Annotated in this window: 19 protein-coding genes and 1 CRISPR repeat array; all 19 genes read left to right on the forward strand. The window is 22.6% G+C overall.

Features of this window, described 5'->3' with window-relative positions; genetic code table 11:
- Nucleotides 1-398: 398 nt before the first annotated feature.
- The 19 genes from IGS63_RS09515 (at nt 399) to IGS63_RS09600 (ending at nt 19,910) form a co-directional block, all read left to right on the forward strand.
- Entirely contained in the window at nt 399-740 is a 342-nt protein-coding gene (locus IGS63_RS09515) for a hypothetical protein (protein ID WP_190614473.1), read from the forward strand.
- 77 nt (nt 741-817) lie between these two features.
- Nucleotides 818-1,222, forward strand: coding sequence for a ribonuclease H family protein (locus IGS63_RS09520; protein ID WP_190614475.1), 405 nt, complete (start codon nt 818-820; stop codon nt 1,220-1,222).
- A 102-nt stretch (nt 1,223-1,324) separates the two neighbouring features.
- The gene (locus IGS63_RS09525) at nt 1,325-3,028 is read left to right on the forward strand and encodes a protein kinase domain-containing protein (RefSeq protein ID WP_190614477.1); all 1,704 of its coding nucleotides are present in this window, start codon (nt 1,325-1,327) and stop codon (nt 3,026-3,028) included.
- Between the two features lie 11 nt (nt 3,029-3,039).
- Nucleotides 3,040-3,723, forward strand: coding sequence for a vWA domain-containing protein (locus IGS63_RS09530; RefSeq protein ID WP_190614479.1), 684 nt, complete (start codon nt 3,040-3,042; stop codon nt 3,721-3,723).
- Between the two features lie 45 nt (nt 3,724-3,768).
- The gene (locus IGS63_RS09535) at nt 3,769-4,773 is read left to right on the forward strand and encodes a PP2C family serine/threonine-protein phosphatase (RefSeq protein WP_190614480.1); all 1,005 of its coding nucleotides are present in this window, start codon (nt 3,769-3,771) and stop codon (nt 4,771-4,773) included.
- Between the two features lie 315 nt (nt 4,774-5,088).
- Nucleotides 5,089-5,922, forward strand: coding sequence for a CRISPR-associated endoribonuclease Cas6 (cas6, locus tag IGS63_RS09540; protein WP_190614482.1), 834 nt, complete (start codon nt 5,089-5,091; stop codon nt 5,920-5,922).
- Nucleotides 5,923-5,924: 2 nt separating this feature from the next.
- Nucleotides 5,925-7,556 (forward strand): CRISPR-associated primase-polymerase type A1, encoded by a 1,632-nt coding sequence (locus tag IGS63_RS09545; protein ID WP_190614484.1) that lies wholly within the window; start codon nt 5,925-5,927, stop codon nt 7,554-7,556.
- A gap of 10 nt (nt 7,557-7,566) precedes the next feature.
- On the forward strand, nt 7,567-8,571 hold the full coding sequence (gene cas1, locus IGS63_RS09550; RefSeq protein ID WP_190614486.1) for a CRISPR-associated endonuclease Cas1: 1,005 nt from the start codon (nt 7,567-7,569) through the stop codon (nt 8,569-8,571).
- Nucleotide 8,572: 1 nt separating this feature from the next.
- Nucleotides 8,573-8,851, forward strand: coding sequence for a CRISPR-associated endonuclease Cas2 (gene cas2, locus IGS63_RS09555; RefSeq protein ID WP_190614488.1), 279 nt, complete (start codon nt 8,573-8,575; stop codon nt 8,849-8,851).
- A gap of 11 nt (nt 8,852-8,862) precedes the next feature.
- Nucleotides 8,863-10,794: a protein argonaute gene (ago, locus tag IGS63_RS09560; protein WP_190614489.1), complete on the forward strand. Its 1,932-nt coding sequence runs from the start codon at nt 8,863-8,865 to the stop codon at nt 10,792-10,794.
- Between the two features lie 314 nt (nt 10,795-11,108).
- A CRISPR array of direct repeats spans nt 11,109-12,497; the repeat unit is 36 nt; unit sequence GTCTGAATGCTACTCTTCCCTGAAAGGGATAATAAC.
- A 205-nt stretch (nt 12,498-12,702) separates the two neighbouring features.
- The gene (locus IGS63_RS09565) at nt 12,703-12,846 is read left to right on the forward strand and encodes a hypothetical protein (protein ID WP_190614491.1); all 144 of its coding nucleotides are present in this window, start codon (nt 12,703-12,705) and stop codon (nt 12,844-12,846) included.
- 120 nt (nt 12,847-12,966) lie between these two features.
- A complete protein-coding gene (locus IGS63_RS09570; RefSeq protein ID WP_232521202.1) occupies nt 12,967-14,754 on the forward strand; it encodes an AAA family ATPase in 1,788 nt (595 codons plus the stop codon).
- A gap of 231 nt (nt 14,755-14,985) precedes the next feature.
- On the forward strand, nt 14,986-15,747 hold the full coding sequence (locus IGS63_RS09575) for a vWA domain-containing protein (RefSeq protein ID WP_190614493.1): 762 nt from the start codon (nt 14,986-14,988) through the stop codon (nt 15,745-15,747).
- A gap of 46 nt (nt 15,748-15,793) precedes the next feature.
- Nucleotides 15,794-15,931, forward strand: a complete 138-nt coding sequence (locus IGS63_RS09580) for a hypothetical protein (RefSeq protein WP_190614495.1) — start codon at nt 15,794-15,796, stop codon at nt 15,929-15,931.
- A gap of 100 nt (nt 15,932-16,031) precedes the next feature.
- Nucleotides 16,032-16,166: a hypothetical protein gene (locus IGS63_RS11795; RefSeq protein ID WP_269777927.1), complete on the forward strand. Its 135-nt coding sequence runs from the start codon at nt 16,032-16,034 to the stop codon at nt 16,164-16,166.
- 607 nt (nt 16,167-16,773) lie between these two features.
- Complete coding sequence (locus tag IGS63_RS09585; protein ID WP_190614497.1) at nt 16,774-16,959, forward strand: hypothetical protein; 186 nt, start codon at nt 16,774-16,776, stop codon at nt 16,957-16,959.
- 109 nt (nt 16,960-17,068) lie between these two features.
- On the forward strand, nt 17,069-17,344 hold the full coding sequence (locus IGS63_RS09590) for a hypothetical protein (protein WP_190614498.1): 276 nt from the start codon (nt 17,069-17,071) through the stop codon (nt 17,342-17,344).
- 321 nt (nt 17,345-17,665) lie between these two features.
- A complete protein-coding gene (locus tag IGS63_RS09595) occupies nt 17,666-18,580 on the forward strand; it encodes a glycosyltransferase family protein (RefSeq protein ID WP_190614501.1) in 915 nt (304 codons plus the stop codon).
- Nucleotides 18,581-18,689: 109 nt separating this feature from the next.
- Nucleotides 18,690-19,910: a putative CRISPR-associated protein gene (locus IGS63_RS09600; protein ID WP_190614503.1), complete on the forward strand. Its 1,221-nt coding sequence runs from the start codon at nt 18,690-18,692 to the stop codon at nt 19,908-19,910.
- The last annotated feature ends 12 nt before the right edge of the window (nt 19,911-19,922 follow it).

Genomic DNA, 19,922 nt, shown 5'->3' on the forward strand with positions numbered 1-19,922 from the left:
GATGTATCTGAAAGAACTATTTTTTATAAATTATTTTATAAAAATGTCGAATAACACTTTGAAAATACAAATTGGAGGTGTATTAAAAATGTTTGAATTTTTTATTGGTATAGTATTAGGAACATTATTTTCAGAAAATTTAAAAATATTTATAAAAAAAATATCAACTTCTAATGATGAAAAAAGTAATTAATTAAAAAATCTTGAAGGGAGGAGTAAATATGAAAGTATTAAACATTTTGTTTTATTTATTTGTTTTAATAATATACATTAGCTTATACCCATACTTAAGTACTAACAAAACATATAAAAATTAAATCAAAGTGTTTGCATAATCCAATAATGTCGAATATTAATTTGGAGAAACAAAAAAAATATAAAAAAGGATGGTGAAAATCATGGATGTAATAGTAAAATTAGCTTCGTTTGGTGTATTGGGTATGGTAATTTTAGCAATGTTAGCAACATCAGGTTTAGCTGGTGCTGCTGCTATATCTACAACCTTATCAACACTTGGTGGTCCTGCTGGTATGGCTGGTGGAATGCTTGTTTTAGCTTCTGCTCCTGTTATAGTCAATTATTTAGATAATTATGGAATTGATTATGCAATGAAAAAATTAATGCGTGAATACAAAAAGAAAGGTTATTCAAAATATGAATTAAGACATGAAATTTCTAAACTTTGGATTACTAAAGGTTTTAAGGAAAAATTGTATTATTATGTTGATACTTTATATTAATTCTTGGGAGCTTTTGCTCCCTATTTTTTATTTGTTTTATAAAAGTATTTAAAAAAAATTCGAAAGGAGGAAAAAAAATGATACACATTAAAGTTGATGCTTCATACAAAAATAAAAAAGCAAGTATAGGTGTTTACATTAAAAACAAAGGCAAAAAAATAAAAAATAGATTTCAATGTAAATCAAAAAGCTCTTCAGAAGCAGAACTTCTTGCAATATATTTTGGGATAAAATATGTCATTAAAAACAATTTAAAAAATATAAGAATATACACAGATAATGAATCAAACTATAAATTAATAATAGGAGAATCACATACAAATATTGACTATATGAAAAAATTAATCAAGGAAATTACAAATTTATTAAAAGGAACATCAATAGAAATAATGTATATTTCAAGGAAATTTAATAAAGAAGCAGATAAAATTGCTAGCAAAAGAAGAAAAATTAAATATTATAATACTAAAATTTCAGTTTAAAAAAGAAGGTGTTTTTTTTCACAAAAAATATTAATTCAAAGAAATTATTTAAAATTTTTAAATATAATATTAAAAAATAATTTGTTGAATGGAGGGAAAAAAATGACTTTAAAAGAAATATCAATAAATTTAAATATTGATATAAAAAAACTTTTATTTGAATTAAATAAAATCGGAATATTTATTCTTAATCCAAATAAAGAATTGAGTAATTCTCAAATAACACTAATAAAAAAATATATAAGTAAAGATAAAAATGAAAAAAAACAAAATAAAGAGTTAAAAAAAATTGTTAAAAGACATAAAATTTTTATAGATACATCTAGCATTTTAGATAAAAATTTTGAAATATTTTGTAATCAAATAGAACCATTATTATTAAAGTATAAAAAAAAAATAATAATAATTCCTAAAGTTTTTAATGAACTGTACAATTATTTAGAAAATGAACAATTAAAAGAAAAAGTTAAAAAAAATATAAAAATTTTATCAAAATTAAGAGAAAAAAATTTAATAGAAATAAGAGTAGAAACAAGAAATAATTTTGTTGATAATGTTTTTTTTATACAATTTTCAAAATATAGATTAAAACATAAATTATTATTGATTACACAAGATAAAAAGCTTTCAAATAGCATAATCAAATTGAACAAAATCAAATCACCAAAAGAAAATAATGTCAGAGTTATGAAAATATCAAATAATGGAATTTTATATGATTTCAAAGAATTAAATAACTATCAATCAAATTCTAATAAAAAAAAATCAAACGAAACTAAAATAAAAATTACTAATGTACCAAATGACATTATTCCAATAAAAAATATACCAAGTATTGGTAGTAATGTTTACACAGATTTTGGAGAAAAAATCAAATTAATAAGTAAAATCTCTTCTGGTGGTGAAGGAACTGTATATAAAACTAATACAAATTATGTTTGTAAAATATATAAAAAAGAAAAAATTACAATACGAAAATTTGAAAAATTAAAACTTATGATAAAAAAATCTTTAAATTATAATGGCATATGTTGGCCACATAAAATTATTTTTAATAATTCAGGAGAATTTGTAGGCTATTTAATGCCTATGGCATTTGGAAAAGAATTAAAAAGAATGTATTTTATTGAACCAAAGAAAAAATTAATTAACTGGAAAAAAATTGATGCTGTTAATCTTGCAATTACCATTTTAGAAAAAATTAATTATTTACACAGTAATAATATAATTTTAGGAGATATAAATCCTATGAATATTTTAGTAGTAAATCCTAAAGAAGTTTATTTTGTTGATACAGATAGTTATCAAATTGAAAGATTCCCTTGTCCTGTTGGAACAATAGAATTTACACCTCCAGAACTCCAAGGAAAAAATTTTGGGAATATTATTAGAACTTTAAAAAACGAATATTTTGCTATAGCTATATTATTATTTATGCTTATGCTTCCGGGAAAACATCCATATTCACAAAAAGGGGGTGAAGATATTAAAAAAAACATAAAAAATATGAATTTTCCTTATACTTTTATGAAACAAACAAATAAAGTAGCTCCAGAAGGTATGTGGGTTTTTATTTGGAGTCATTTAACTTATGCATTAAAAGAAAAATTTTTTAATATTTTTAATAAAAATGGCAAATATAGTCATTTAAAAACAAGATTGAATACAAAACAATGGTTAAATGAAATGGAAAAATATAAACTTTTTTTAGAAAATAATTCAAAAATCGTAGATAAAATGTCTTTAAATATGTTCCCTACCAGATACAAAAAATTAGGTAATTTAATTTATAAAAATAATAAATAGGAGGCGATATCATGAATAAAAATTTATTGTTAAAAGCAGAAGAACTTGTAGATAATCCTAATTCAAGAATACCTATTTGTTTGTGTTTAGATGTAAGTTCTTCAATGGAAGGAGAACCAATAAATGAATTAAACGAAGGAATAAAATTATTTTATAGAAACATATATGATGATGAAATAGCAAGGGCAGCAGCAGAATTAGCAATTGTAACCTTTGGTGGAGAAGCATATTTTGAAAAAGATTTTTCAAGCATTGATATACAAAAAATACCGATTTTAAAAACATTTGGAAACACACCATTAGGAGAAGGAGTAAATTTAGCACTAAATTTATTAGAAAAAAGAAAAGAAAAATATAAAGAAAAAGGTATAGATTACTATCAACCTTGGTTAGTATTAATGACAGATGGAATGCCAAATGGAGATGAAAACGAATTAAAAAAAGCAATAAAAAGAACACAAAATATGGTTAATAATAAAAAATTAACAATTTTTCCAATAGCAATAGGACAATATGCAGACATAAAAGTTTTAAATTCATTATCTCCAAAAAGAGTTCCATTAAAATTAAAAGATTTAAACTTCAAAAAATTCTTTGAGTGGTTGAGTAAAAGTGTAAGCATAACCTCACAATCAAATCCAGGTGATAAAATAAAACTTGATGTAGAAGAAATAAAAGGTTGGGCAGAATTATAAAATAATAAAAAAAATAAATATTTTTTATATATGGAGGCGAAAAAAATGTGGAAAACAATTACTTATGAAGTACAAGGAAGATCTCATAAAACGAAAGATATACCATGTCAAGATAAAACATATTCAAATTATGAAAATAATGTACATGTAATAGCATTAGCAGATGGTGCAGGTTCAGCAAAATTTTCCCATTATGGAGCAGAAATCGCTGTAAAAACAATATCTAATTTTTTAAACAATAATTTTGATAATTTAATAAGAAACAATGATGCTTTAAAAGTAAAAATAGAACTAATAAATACTTTAAACAAAAAGTTAAAAGAAAAGGCACAGGAACTATCTTGTGAATTAAAAAGCTTAGCTTCAACTCTTTTAGTTACTGCAATAAAAGAAGACCATTTTATAATTATACATTTAGGTGATGGAACAATAGGAGTAATAAAAAATAATAAATTAATGGTTGTTTCAACTCCAGCAAACGGAGAATATATAAACAGTACAATATTTACAACAACTAAAAATTCTTTTAAATATATAAAACTTTTCAAAGGTAAAACAAAGGATATATCTGGTTTCATTTTAATGTCTGATGGAACAGCAAATAGTTTTTATAGTAATAAAAAAAAAGAATTATCAAATGCAACAAAAAAAATAATTAATTGGAGCGTATTATTGCCTAAAAATAATATGAAACAATTGATAGAAGAAACTTTTAATAATTTAATAATAAACAACACTTATGATGATTGCAGTGTTGCAATAATTACAAATGAAAAACATAAATCTAATATTTATAATACTTTTCAAATTCATGAAAAAAAAGAATTTTATGATATAAAAACTAAAGATCCTAAAATTTATTTAAAAAAAATAAAAGCAAATGAAAATTTACTAAAAGAATTATATAAAAAACAAATAAATATTTTAGAATTAGCAAAAAAATTCCACATAAAAAAAAGATACTTAAAAAAGAAATTAAATAAATTTTCAAATCTTGGACTCATCAAAAAAGAAAATAAAAAATATAAATTACAAATACAAATAAAATAAATTTATTGTATCATTTGATTAAAAATAAAGTGTTTGTATTATTTGTTTTGATTTAAAAACATATTTTAGTAATAATATGTTATAATTAATATAGAATTAAATAACAAACGTATATAAAAAGAAAAAAATACCCTAAAATGCAGGAAATAAAAAAACAAACGAGACGCAAACCTATTTAAATACAAAAGAAACAATAAAAGAAAAATTAAAGTACTGGATAAAAGAAGCTTTAGAAAATTATGGTATAGGTTCAAAAACTGCTGTTGGGTATGGTCATTTAGTTAAACAATAATAACAAAAAAGCCTTTGGATTTTTTGTTTGAAACTTTTTTATGTACAAAGATGAGGAGTGATACTATCTTATATAGCATTGTGATTGAATTAAAAGCAAAAAATAATGGAATAATAAGTACTTATTCTGGACAAAAAATTCATGGACTTTTTTTCAAACTATTAAAAGAAGCAAATAAAGAATTAGCTGACACAATACACAATAATACATTGAGTAAAGCATTTACTATTTCAACATTTTTAAATGAAAAAATAGGAACACCAATAGAATTTAGGAAAGGGAAAAAATACTATTTTAGAGTAACTTTTTTATCAGATGAAGTTTATGAAATTTTCTTAACTAAATTATATAAAAACAGATTATTAAGAAAAAGCATTAAAGTTGGAGATATTTACTTTTTAATAAATAGAATATTTTTTAATGAATCTGAAAACGAATGGGCAAATACATTTAATATAGAAAATATAATAGCAAAAGATAATTTTAAAAGTGTAATAAAATTAAAATTCATTACACCAACCTTATTTAAAATTGGAGATAAATATTTAAAAGAACCTGATGTAGAAAAAATATTTAATGGATTATTAAAAAAATTTAATTTATACAATGAAATTAAAATAGATGACTCTATAAAAAATAAATTTTTAGATATAAAAATAAAAAATAAAAATATAAAACCAAAAAAAGTATACTTAACAAAATTTTTTATAGAAGGATTTATTGGTGAAGTTGAATTTGAAATACCAAAAGAAATAGTAAAAATTGTAAACATACTTTTAGAATTTTCATTTTATTCTGGTATAGGTTATAAAACAACTATGGGATTTGGACAAGTAAAAATATTAAAGGAAGGATAAAAATGGGATGGCTGAAAAAGGCTGTAAAATATGAAGAAGAATTTAAATTTAAAGAAGCTTTAAACATATATAAAAAGAAAGAAAAAAAATTAAAAATAGAAGACGGATCACTCATTAGATATGGAACCCTTTTATATGAATTTCAAATGTATAATGACGCTAAAAGGATCTATGAAAAAATAATAAAATTAGCTCCAAATAAATTAGAACATAAAGAAATGTTAGCAAAAATATATGAAAACTTAAATAAAACAACAAAAGCTGTAGAATTATACAAAGAATTAAATATAAAAGATAAAGTTCAAACATTAATAGACAAAGAAAATTTTAATAATCCTAATCTTAAAATCATTAAAAAGTTTATAGAACTTTTTAATGGAAGAGAAGATGTTATATCTTTTCAATATGAAAATGGTTATAGACCAATTAGAAGACCATTAAATACAAAAGATGTTTATAATCATTTTAAAGGAAAGCGAACACTTGGGATATATCAATTAAAAAAAGATAATACAATAAAATTTGCTGCATATGATATTGATATAAAAAAAGCTTACCATAAAACTTCAGAAGAAAACAAAAACAATGAAAAATTAAAAGATATAACTCATCAATTAATAGATAAATTAAATAATTTAAATTTTAATACATACGTTGAATGGAGTGGGAATAAAGGATATCATATATGGATATTTTTTGAAACTCCTGTTCAAAGTTATAAAGTAAAATGCGTAATGGAATACCTATTAAACCAAATACAAACACAAGAAGAAATAGGTGTGGAAATATTTCCAAAACAATCAAATATTGGAGAAGGACTCGGAAATCTTATAAAAGTTCCATTAGGTTTACATCAAAAAACAAAAAATAAATGTTTATTTGTAAATAAAGACACATTAACTCCAATTAAAAATCAAATAAAATATCTAATGAATATAGAGTATACAAACTATGACATTATAAAAGAACTTTATAATGAATGTTCTTCAGATTTTGTATATAAAACAATTGTTAAAAGTAAAACTAAAAAAGCAAATAAAAACACTATAAAAAATGTTATAAGAAAAGAAATAAACAATAATACTCAAAATGATGATATAAAAAAAATAATCACAAATTGTACAATAATAAAACAAATTATAAAAAAAATAGAAAATGAAGCTTATATTACAGAAGAAGAAGAAAAAATATTTGTTGAATCATTAATAAAAATCAAAGATAGTAAAAATTTTATAGAAGAAATGTTAAAAAAAACAATAAATTTCTCTGCAATACGACTTGATCTACTCATGAAAAAAGAAAAAAATATTCCAATAACTTGTGAAGAAATAAAGAAAACTATTCTAAATAAAGAACTTCATTTAAATCTTGAAAAATGCAATTGTAAATTCTTAACAACCTATAACTCTCCTTATTCAATAATCTATGATATAGATAAATTATTTTTAGAAAAAGTTGAAATAAATGATATAGTGAAAAAAATAATGGAAAAAAACTCTCAAAAATATGAAATAGAAAAAGAAATAAAAAGCTTAAAGAAAATGATACTAAAAATTATGGGAGAAAAAACAGAAATAAATTTTGATCTAGGAATAATAAAAAAAGATGGGAATGACGTAAACATAATAATTTAAGGTGAAAAATATGATTATTTATATAATTGAACAAGGAGCAATACTTTCAAAAAAACAAGGAAAAATAATTGTTAGTAAAAATGGAGAAAAAATAAATGAAATACCAATAAAAAAAATAGATAAAATTAATATTATGGGAAATATAAACATTACAACTCCAGCAATCAATTATTTTTTAGACAACAATATTGAAGTTATTTTCATGACAAGATATGGAAGATATAGAGGAAAACTATACAAAGAAGAATACAAAAATGTTTTATTAAGATTAAAACAATATGAAAAATCATTTGATGAAACATTTAAACTAAAGATGGCAAAATCGATAGTTAAAGGAAAATTAAAAAATTATTATGACTTTTTATTAAAAAAACAAAAGTACTTACTAAAAGGGGAAATAAGTCAAGAAATAGCTACTATACGAAGTATTATAGAAAGAACAACAAATGCAAAAAATATAGACAGTGTTAGAGGATACGAGGGAATGGCTTCAAAAGCTTATTTTAATGCCTTCAAAAATTTAATAAAAAATAAAAATTTTAAATTTGAAAAAAGAATATCACATCCACCAAAAGATGAAATAAACTCAATATTATCATTTGGATACTCTTTTTTATATAATGAATTATTAGCAGCAATAAATATTGTTGGACTTGACCCTTATTTTGGAAACTTACATACAGTTGCTATATCAAAAAAATCATTACTCTTTGATATGGTTGAAGAATTTAGAAATATTATAATAGATGATTTTGTATTAAAATTAATAAATAGAAACGAAATAAAAATAAATCACTTTTCAAAACAAAAAGATATAATACACTTTACAGAAGATGGCATAAAGATATTTATTTCAAAATATGAAAATTTACTAGCCTCAAAAATGAAATACCACTTAGACGAAGAAGAAAATTATATAAGAATAATATTTGAAAAACAAATGAGACATTACGCAAGAGTAATTTTGGGCGATGAAGAAGAATACATACCTTTTTTTAGAAAGGAGATAGATTAATATGTTTTATGTAGTAAGTTATGATATAACAGATAATAAAAAAAGAAATAAAATAATTAAATATCTTGAAAGTTATGGTGTTAGAGTTCAATATAGTGTTTTTGAAGCTGAATTAAACGAAACACAACTCAATTCTTTAAAAAGAAATTTGAAAAAATCAATAAATTTAAATGAAGACACAATAAGAATATATCCATTATGTAGTGAATGTAGAAAAAAAATAGAAACAATAGGAATAGACAAAGGAAGTTATTATAAAAAAGACTTTTTAATAGTGTAGGAGGTAATAAAATGACACTTAATCTATTTAAAATAATAATTCCAAAAGAAGTAAAAAGAATCTATTTTTATAAAAAAGAAATAAGCCCTGAAATATTTGCAAAAAATCTAAAAAGAGTTAACAATATAAAATTTACATACTCCAATGATTTAATTTGGGTGGAACTCCCAAACATTAAATTAGAAATAAAACCAAAAGAAGTTATGCAATACAAAATAGAAAAAGAAGAAGTACTAACAGTACAAAAAGACGAAAAATTATTTTTAAAAATGATATATTCATATGTACAAAAATTATTCTTAGATAACGAATTTTATCATAAAAATGGGAATGAATATATATCATTAAAAGATAAATTTGAATTAAAATCAAATAAAAATATTATGTGCCATAAAGCTTATAAAGTAAAAATATATAAAATTGATGATGAATATTATTTATCTATAAATCCAAAATTTGTTTTTTTATCAAAATTAAATGCATTAGAATCACAAGAAAAGGGAGTTTATTTATTTAATACAAAATCAGGAAAAACTTTTCCATATATATCCAGCATTGATAATAAATTAACAATAGAATTAAAAAATGGTGATTTAAGAATAGTAAATTACCCTGAAAATTATTATTTTAATTATTCTTCAAAAGAAGCTGAATTTTTAGGTTTTTCAAAAGAAATTTATACAATTAACAAAGAAAAATTTAATATAGAACTAAAAGAAATATCATCAAAATTAAATTTTTTAAAAGATATTCTTGATATTAAAAATAAATATGAAATACCTTGGGATAACCGAAAATATTTAGATATAAACTATATATTCAAAAATGGGACTTCTAAAAATGCAAAAGATATGTTTAAATACTCCTTTTATAAAAACGAAAAAGATATAAAAATTTTATTTTTCTTTAATTCTGAAAAACAATTTTTTAGAGCGCGAAATATATTAAAAGAACTATTTTCTAATAAAAATTCAATATTTTATAATTCTATAAAACAACTTGGATTCAATACAATAAGCTATGTAAAGAATAAGGAAACTAATAAATCAATATTTTTCTATGATGAAGAAACATATGAAATAAAAGATAAAAGTTTTATAGAAAACTTAGGAATTGAAGATAATTATATAGGAATTACATTTTTGGATAACTTCTTAGGAAATATAGAACTATTAATGAATAAAATGCCAAAAAATATAATATTTCAACCAGTTTTAATGAAAAATATAAATAGTATGAAACCATTTATAATAAAAAGTTTTGTATATAAACTTGCAAAATTTTTACCAGGAAATACTCCTTTCATAATTAATAATTTAAAAGAATATAAAGAAGATTTATTTATAGGATTAGATATGAGTCATGATAACATATCAAAAAAAACACATTTTAGTATAACTGCAGTTGAAAATAATGGAAATATACTATATTTAAATAGAATAAAAGAATTACAATTAAATGAAAAAATAAAGTTAGACCTTTTTGAAAAAGAATATATAAATATAATAAATAAATATGAAACTAAACATAAAAAACTTCCCAAAAGAATATTTTTATATAGAGATGGAATATATTTAGAGAATATTGAAAGAATAAAAAATATTGTTGAATATAAAGAAATTAAAGGCACATTTATAGAAGTAAATAAAAATTCAAATATAAACTCTACATATGATTTAAAAGATAATATAATAAAAATTTCTAATGAAATTTATGTTTACTTTCCAAAAACAATGCACAAACAAAAAGGAATAGAATTAAAAATTATATATAATAATGTTAAAATAGAAAATGAAAAAATAGCTTTTCAAGGATTTATGCTCTCTAAACTTTACTATTCAACACCATATTCAAATATAAAACTTCCCTATCCAATACATATAACAAACAAAGTAGCTTTAAATGATTTAGAATGGAAACTTTATATACCTTACTTTGAATAAAAAATTTTATAAAAAGCTGTGCAACTCTTTCAAATTATGAAAGAGTTGCTTTTTTTATTTAAAAAAGATAAAAGATACTTGCAAAACAAAAACAAATGTGTTATAATAAACATGAACGTAAAGTTTCCGGAACATTGGTAAAAATAAAAAATCGCATAAATAAAGGATTTGAGCAAAACAGGTTTGGAACTAAGTAATAATAGGCATTACAGACGAAATGGTGGTAGAAAATGAAGATAAGAAAAATATCACAAAGAGGGTTTGGAAAATACGGCATTGAAATCCACTAATAAATAGGCATTCAAATGCTAGCAGTCTGAATGCTACTCTTCCCTGAAAGGGATAATAACTTCTTAGCTAAGCTAAGAACCTTAATTAACTTAGTTATTGTCTGAATGCTACTCTTCCCTGAAAGGGATAATAACTGTAACCCTTGGGATCTCTTGGAAATATAGATTACCATATGGTCTGAATGCTACTCTTCCCTGAAAGGGATAATAACACCTTTAATTCTGAACCATATTGTTGATTTAACATTTCTGTCTGAATGCTACTCTTCCCTGAAAGGGATAATAACACTCTTCTTCTTTCAAAGCTTCCACTATGACTTCTAAGTCTGAATGCTACTCTTCCCTGAAAGGGATAATAACTAATTCACCCTCATCCATAACTTCTAATATAGCTTCTAAAGTCTGAATGCTACTCTTCCCTGAAAGGGATAATAACTTGAAGCCATATAGAAGTTTGGATAGAGCTATTTTTAAAAGTCTGAATGCTACTCTTCCCTGAAAGGGATAATAACGGGTTCTTAGCTAAGCTAAGAACTCTTATTAACTTTGTTGTCTGAATGCTACTCTTCCCTGAAAGGGATAATAACTTGAAGCCATATAGAAGTTTGGATAGAGCTAACTTAAGAGTCTGAATGCTACTCTTCCCTGAAAGGGATAATAACCAAAGCCAATAAACATATTTATGTTATCAGCTTTTGCAGGTCTGAATGCTACTCTTCCCTGAAAGGGATAATAACAACCCTTATTAACTTTACCAATTCGGATTCATCCATTAGTCTGAATGCTACTCTTCCCTGAAAGGGATAATAACATTTCTTTCTCATCCATAACTTCTAATATGACTTCTAGTCTGAATGCTACTCTTCCCTGAAAGGGATAATAACTTGGATCTCTTTGAGATATAAATTGTCATGGTTTCACCTCGTCTGAATGCTACTCTTCCCTGAAAGGGATAATAACGTCCCCTTCTTCGGGGACCCTAAACAAAGAGACCCATTGTCTGAATGCTACTCTTCCCTGAAAGGGATAATAACTTCTTAGCAATGCTAAGAATCTTTATCAATTTAATGATTTGTCTGAATGCTACTCTTCCCTGAAAGGGATAATAACATAAGGTTTCTTAGCTAAGCTAAGAACCTTTATCAATTTGTCTGAATGCTACTCTTCCCTGAAAGGGATAATAACTTGAATCCGTATAATAATTTACTTAATGCTATTTTGATAAGTCTGAATGCTACTCTTCCCTGAAAGGGATAATAACACGTTCGTTTCCGAACGTCCGATTTGAAACATACCGTCCGGTCTGAATGCTACTCTTCCCTGAAAGGGATAATAACACGTAACTATCATTTAAACTTCTCATAATTCTACTGAATAGTCTGAATGCTACTCTTCCCTGAAAGGGATAATAACTGCATTTGTTCCATTGAAAAAATAAAAATATGTATGATCATTTATAAAATAAACTTTAAAAAATAAAGATGCAAATGCATCTTTATTTTTTATTTGTTTGACTAATGTCGAATATTAATTTAGAAAACTATAAAATTATATTGATTTATAAAAAATAATTTATAGTATATATAAAAACATTAAAAAAACAAAGGAGGTAATTCATATGGATTTACTTATCGATCTTATTATTAAATTTATTAAAATTTTATTAATTTTTTATCCAGAAAATGATGTTATATCTTTAACTTCACAACATTTTAATGTATCTGAAGATTTTATTCGTTCTATAATGAATAATAAATTTTAAAAATTATTTTGTAAATCCCAATATGTACTAACTATTTTTTTTTATACTCAAAAAATGTTTTTTTATTTTAAAGTAGATTTGATATAATAACATGTAAGGATATAAAACGAGGTGATAAAAATGAAAAAAAGACTTCCAATAGGAAGAAGTGACTTTAAATCGTTAATTGAAGATAATATGTACTTTGTAGATAAAAGCTTGTTAATTAAAGAAGTTATTGAAAATGGAGACGTTTTATTAATAACAAGACCAAGAAGGTTTGGTAAAACTCTCAGTCAATCTATGATGAAGTACTTTTTTGATATTACTCAAAACAATGAACACCTCTTTAAAAACTTAAAGATATATAAAGAAAAGAACATAATAGAAAAACACTTAAATAAACATCCTGTTATATACATCACCTTTAAAGATTTAAAGTCTAATAACTTAAAAAAGATGCATGATTTATTAATTTCTGAACTTTCAACTTTGTACATTGATCATGAATATGTTTTAAAAGTATTAAATGAAAGGGAAAAAGATGTATTCAATAAAATAATGGATAGAGAAGCTTTAGATGCAGATTATGAAAACTCTATAAGAAACTTATCAAAGTATATGGAAAGATACTATGGTAAAAAGGTAATAATATTAATAGACGAATACGACACTCCCATTCAACAAGCATATTTGTATGGATACTATGATGAAATAATATCTTTAATTGGTAACTTATTTGGCATGGCATTAAAAGATAATGTATACCTTGAAAAAGCAGTACTAACAGGAATAACAAGAGTATCAAAAGAAAGTATCTTTACTGGTGTGAATAACTTAAAGGTTTCTACTGTATTGAATGAACTATTCAATGATAAGTATGGTTTAACTAAAGAAGAAGTAGAAGAAACATTGAAGTATTATGAACTTGAATACGAAGAAAGTGAAGTTATAGATTGGTACAACGGTTATAACTTTGGTGGTGTTGAAATTTACAATCCTTTTTCTATTATAAACTTAGTAGATGAGAAAAAGATAGGACCATATTGGATGAATACGAGTGGGAATTATTTAATAAGAAAGTTAATAAAAGAAGGAACTGTTAATATAAAAGATAGTATAGAAAAACTTTTGAATGGAGAAAAGGTTGAAAGTAAAATAAATGAAACTATGGTTTATGGTGATTTGCACATAAATTCAAATGAATCAATATGGACATTGTTTTTATTTAGCGGTTACTTAAAATGGATTAAAGAAACAAAAGAAGGTTATAGAAGATACACACTTGCTATTCCAAATAAAGAAGTAAGAATGTTTTATGAAGATACAGTGTTATTAATGCTTGAAGAAGAAAATATACAATTAGATAATATACTAATAAACTTAATAAATGGACATATAGAAGAGTTTAAAGAAGACTTTCAAAAGCTAACAATGAACACATTGAGTTACTTTGACGTTAGCGGAGAAGAACCAGAAAGATTTTATCATGGACTAATACTTGGAATGAGCGTTGGTTTGAAAGAAAAGTATATAATAAAGAGTAATAGAGAAACAGGACTTGGAAGAGCTGATGTTATATTAATTCCAAAAGATAAAACAGATAAAGGAATAATTATTGAGTTTAAAAAGTTTTATAAAAACGAAAAAACACTATTAAATAGTGCTAAAAATGGATTGAAACAAATAAATGAAAAGAAGTATGAAGAAGAGATAAAAAACTATGGTATAAATGATATAATAAAAGTTTCAATAGCTTTTGATAAAAAAGAGGTTGAAATCGTTAGTAATTTGAATAAAGATGTTGAATTAACAGAGATAGAAAAAGTGGCAAAGAACATGATTGAAAAAGGATTAGATATAAATATGATTTCAGAATTAACAGGTATTTCAATAGAAAAACTTAAAAATATGTATGATCATTTATAAAATAAACTTTAAAAAATAAAGATGCATTGCATCTTTATTTTTTATTTATTTGACTAATGTCGAATATTAATTTAGAAAATACAAATTGGAGGTGTATTAAAAATGTTTGAATTTTTTATTGGTATAGTATTAGGAACATTGTTTTCAGAAAATTTAAAAATATTTATAAAAAAAATATCAAATTTCAAAGATGAAAAAAGTAATTAAAAAATCTTGAAGGAAGTGAAAGATATGGGGAATAATCTATTAATTAGAACAAAAGATTTAATTAATAATCCAACACCAAGAATTCCAATATGTTTATGTTTAGATACAAGTGGATCAATGGATGCAGTTAGTGGAAATTTCAAACTAACAGGAGAAACTTGTTTTGAAGATGGGAAAAACTGGAACATAGTAACAGGTGGAGTAACTAGACTTAGCAAACTTCAAGATGGATTAAAAATTTTTTATAATGCCATTAAAGCAGATGAAATCGCATCAGCTTCTGCTGAAATTTGTATCGTTGAATTTAACAATAATGCAAATTGTATATTAGATTTTGCAAATATCAAAAGGCAAAAAATCCCAAATTTAAAAGCATTTGGAAACACAGCAATGGGAAAAGGGGTAAATTTAGCATTAGATTTATTAGAAAAAAGAAAAAAAGAATATAAAGAAAAAGGTGTAGATTATTATCAACCATGGTTAGTATTAATGACAGATGGCGAACCAAATGGAAATACTAAAGAATTATCAAAAGCAATTGAAAGAACAAGAAAAATGATTGAAAATAAAAAACTAACTATTTTTCCAATAGGTATAGGTGACGAAGCAGGAATGGAAACATTACAAAAATTTTCACCAAATAGAAAACCATTGAAATTAAAAGATTTAAAATTTCAAGAATTTTTTACTTGGTTAAGCCAAAGTGTGTCAAGAACTTCACAATCATCACCAGGAGAAAAAATACAATTAGATATCGAAGAAATAAAAAGTTGGGGAGAATTATAAAGAATGTCGAATAATAATTTGAGAAAAAATGAAAGGAGGAGTAAATATGTTAGAATTTATAATTGGTATAGTAATTGGAACATTATTTTCAGAACCAATAAAAGAATTAACAAAATCTTTTTTTAATTATTATGATAAAAAAGCAAATGAGAAGAAAAATGAAGAAACAAATGAAAATCAATGATTTTTTTATTAAATAAGGAGCTTTGCTCCTCATTTATATTTTTTTATAGTGCCGAATAATTAATATAGAAAAACTCAAAAATAAAAGGAAGGTGAAAATAGTGTCAATTATAATAGCTTCAATAATAGCACTACTTTTAGGTGTTTTTTATACTGGAATTATAAAAACAATTTTAATTATAGTGGCAATAATATTTGTATTAAATATATTTTTAAAATTAAAAAGATTTTTTTAGTAATTAAATAAAATTAATAGAATTAAATTTAATCTTATTTATAACAGGATATTTTATAATTAAACCTAAAGAAAATAAAATAGAGAATAAAAAAATTAAGCATTAAAATGTGAGGTGAATAAAATGATTGAATTCCTTGCTGGATTATTAATTGGATCAATATTTTCAAAAATACTTAAAACTATGATGAAAACTATAGTAGATTATATTGAAAATAACATTTAAATGTATCTATAAGTAGTTAAATCGCTTTATTATTTTTGTAAATTTTTATATCAAAAAAAATATAATTAGATAGATATACTATCTAATGATTGAGAAAATTTATATTTTTAATAATCCTTTTAGTTCTTTCAGATTTATCTGAAAGAACTATTTTTTTATAATATTTTATAAAAAAATGTCGAATAATAATTTGGAAATACAAAAATAAAAATGGAGGTGTAAAAAATGAAAGTATTAAATGTTTTGTTTTATTTATTTGTTCTAATAATATACATAAGTTTATATCCTTATTTAAATACTACTAAAACATATAAAAATTAAATCAAAATATTTTCAAAAAAATCTAACAAATAATAATGGAAAACTAATACATATCGAGGAGGTGTTTATTTTCAAAAAAAATATTAACCCAGAAAAATTATTTAAATATTATAAAAAATTATTTCCAAAGTTAAAATCAGAAATGATATTAAAACTTGTAAACAAACATATTGATTTATATGGAAATGAAGAATCAAAAAGAAATTTTGAAATTTTTCAAAATAATAAATCAAAAAAAGAAAATTAATGATACTCTTTATATCAAAAACATAATGTTTATTAGTATTTTAATCCAATCAAAGTAAATGTCGAACAATAATTTAGAAACACAAAAAAATTGAAAGGGAGGTAATAAGATGAAAGGAAAAAGTATAAAAAATGTATTGGCAATAATAGTAATAATAGTTTTTATTTATTTTATAGCAAAAGAACCAGGATCACCAACAAAATATAATGGAATATGGTTTTTTAGAACTACAAAAATAATTGATAATCAAGAAAGTATGATTGAAAGACAAGAAAGAACAATAAGAAGATTATGGGGAGTTATTGGATTAAATTTATTTATAACAGGATATTTTATAATTAAACCTAAAGAAAATAAAATAGAGAATAAAAAAATTAATCATTAAAATGTGAGGTGAATAAAATGGTTGAATTTATCGCTGGATTATTAATTGGATCAATATTTTCAAAAATATTTAAAACTATGATGAAAACTATAGTAGATTATATTGAAAATAACATTTAAATGTATCTATAAGTAATTAAATTGTTCTATTATCTTTGTTTTTATATCAAGTAAAAATACAATTAGATAGATATACTATCTAATGATTGAGAAAATTTATATTTTTAACAATCCTTTTAGTTCTTTCAGATATCTGAAAGAACTATTTTTTATAAAAATGTCGAATAATAATTTAGAAATACAAAATAAGGAGGCAGAAAAAATGAAAAAATTAGAAGATGTTTTAGAAAGAATAGCTAACTCATTAGAAGAAATTTCTAATTCATTAAAAACTACGAGTAATATTAATACTCAAAATATTATTTTGAAAAAAGAAATAATAAAAAAAGAAGAAAATATAATAGAAATACCAAGAAAAAATGAAATAGAAGAATTTTTAAACTCTAAAAATATTCAAATAAAAACTTTAAAAACAGAAAAAAATGAAGATGTTTTAGATAATATAGCATATTTTATGGGTGAAAAATATGAAAACATAGAACCTATACTTAAATTATTAAAAAGAAATATAAATAATTCTGGATATATAGATATTGATATGCAAGATTTTACTCAAAGATCTATATCAGATATAACAAATTTATGTAATAGATTATATGAACTTACATTTCTAAGCTTTTATAAATATAAAAAATCTCCAAAGTATAATCTTACAGCAAAAGTTAATAAGATACCAGAAGCAATAAATTTTTTAAATGGAGAATGGTTTGAACGTTATTTAAAATTAAAAGTTATAAAAAGTTTAGAAATGAACAAACAAAACAAAAAGATAAAATATTCATATATAAAAAATCCACAAATAATATTGCCAAATGGTGATGATTTTGAATTAGATTTAATGTTTAAAATTGATGATGAAATATTTTGGATAGAAGCAAAAACTGGTGAATATCAAAATTCTTTAAAAAAATATTCCAAAATAAAAAAAATGTTAAATTTAAAAAGAAAAAATGTTTTTGTTGTTTTGACAAAAAATTTAGAAGATAGAATGAAAAGTGCTTTAAGCACTATGTTTGATGTGAATGTAATAAACATTAAAGAATTTGAGAATATTTTTTTAAATAATGTTCTAAACTTAAATGAACATGTAATAGATGAAAAAATAATAAATATTTAATAAATAAAAAATTTTTTGTAATTAAATTAAATTTTATTTAATTAAAGGTTGAATTTTATGTAAAAATATTATATAATTTAATTAATCATAAAAAAAAGGAGGAAATTACATGTATAATACTATGATTGCAACAACAGGTGCCAGTTTAGTAAGAAACTTACAAAGAGATGAAACGTTTAAAGATATTACTGATTATAAAGAAATAGCTAAGAAATTAAATTCATTAGATTTGGAAGGAAGAAGAAGAAGTTGTGCTGAAATAAATTCAATAGAGAACATAATAGACAAAGGATATTTAGAAGATAGGAAAAACTTATATTTCTTTATTTCAGATACGCAAATGGGAGAAAAAATAGGAATGATATTAAAAGAATATTTTAAAATTAGCTCAAAATATGGATTTGAAAATGTTGAAATAAATACAGTAAAAAAATTAACTGATACAAATAGTGAAGATTTTAAAAGATATGGATTAAGAAATCTTGTAAAAGATATAGCAAGAATAAATCAAAAACATTATGCAAATATGATAATAAATGCAACGGGAGGTTATAAAGCTCAAATAGCTTTTGCATTAGCAATAGGTCAAGGAATGAATATACCTGTTTATTATATGTTTGAAAGATTTCCAACTGTTATACAAATGCCACCATTACCTCTTTCATTTGATTCTACACTATATGCAAATTATTCTAAAATATTTCAATTATTAGAAGATATACCATTACTTCCATATGAAAAAAACTTTGATTACGATGAAAATGGAGATCTCTTACCTAAACAAAAAGAATTTTTAAAAAAATATATCTCCGAAGATGAAATAGACCTTTTTCAAAGTTATTTATTAAAAGGGAATGTTAAAAGTTTATATGAACAACTTGATGAAAAATTAAAACCACTTTTTGATATTGAAAGAATAGATAAAGAAAAAATAATTTCATTAAATGCAATGGGACAAGCTTTTGTTGAAAGTGCAACTTTTTATTTTAATAGAGAAAAAGAAATAACTTTAAAACAAAGAAAAAATACAAATATAATATTAGAATCTTCAAAAAAAGAAGGACATTCCTTAGAAATGATATTAAAAAATAATGTTGAAAAAATATTAAATAAAGTTGATTTTATTGAAAGAGCAAGAGTAGTTAAATTTTCTGACAAAAATAAAAATGGTGGTTTTAGAGTAAAGGTATTGGGAGATGAATTAAATTTAATATTAAATTCAAACGAAGGAATAACTCATTTTAATATTGAAACAACAGCAAGAAATAATGTTGAACTTCAAAAAGCTAAGATAATTTTAGAAGATTATTTAAATAAAAATTGGAAGTAAAAATTTAAAAGG

The organism is Tepiditoga spiralis, from assembly GCF_014701195.1.
GTDB classification, from domain to species: domain Bacteria; phylum Thermotogota; class Thermotogae; order Petrotogales; family Petrotogaceae; genus Tepiditoga; species Tepiditoga spiralis.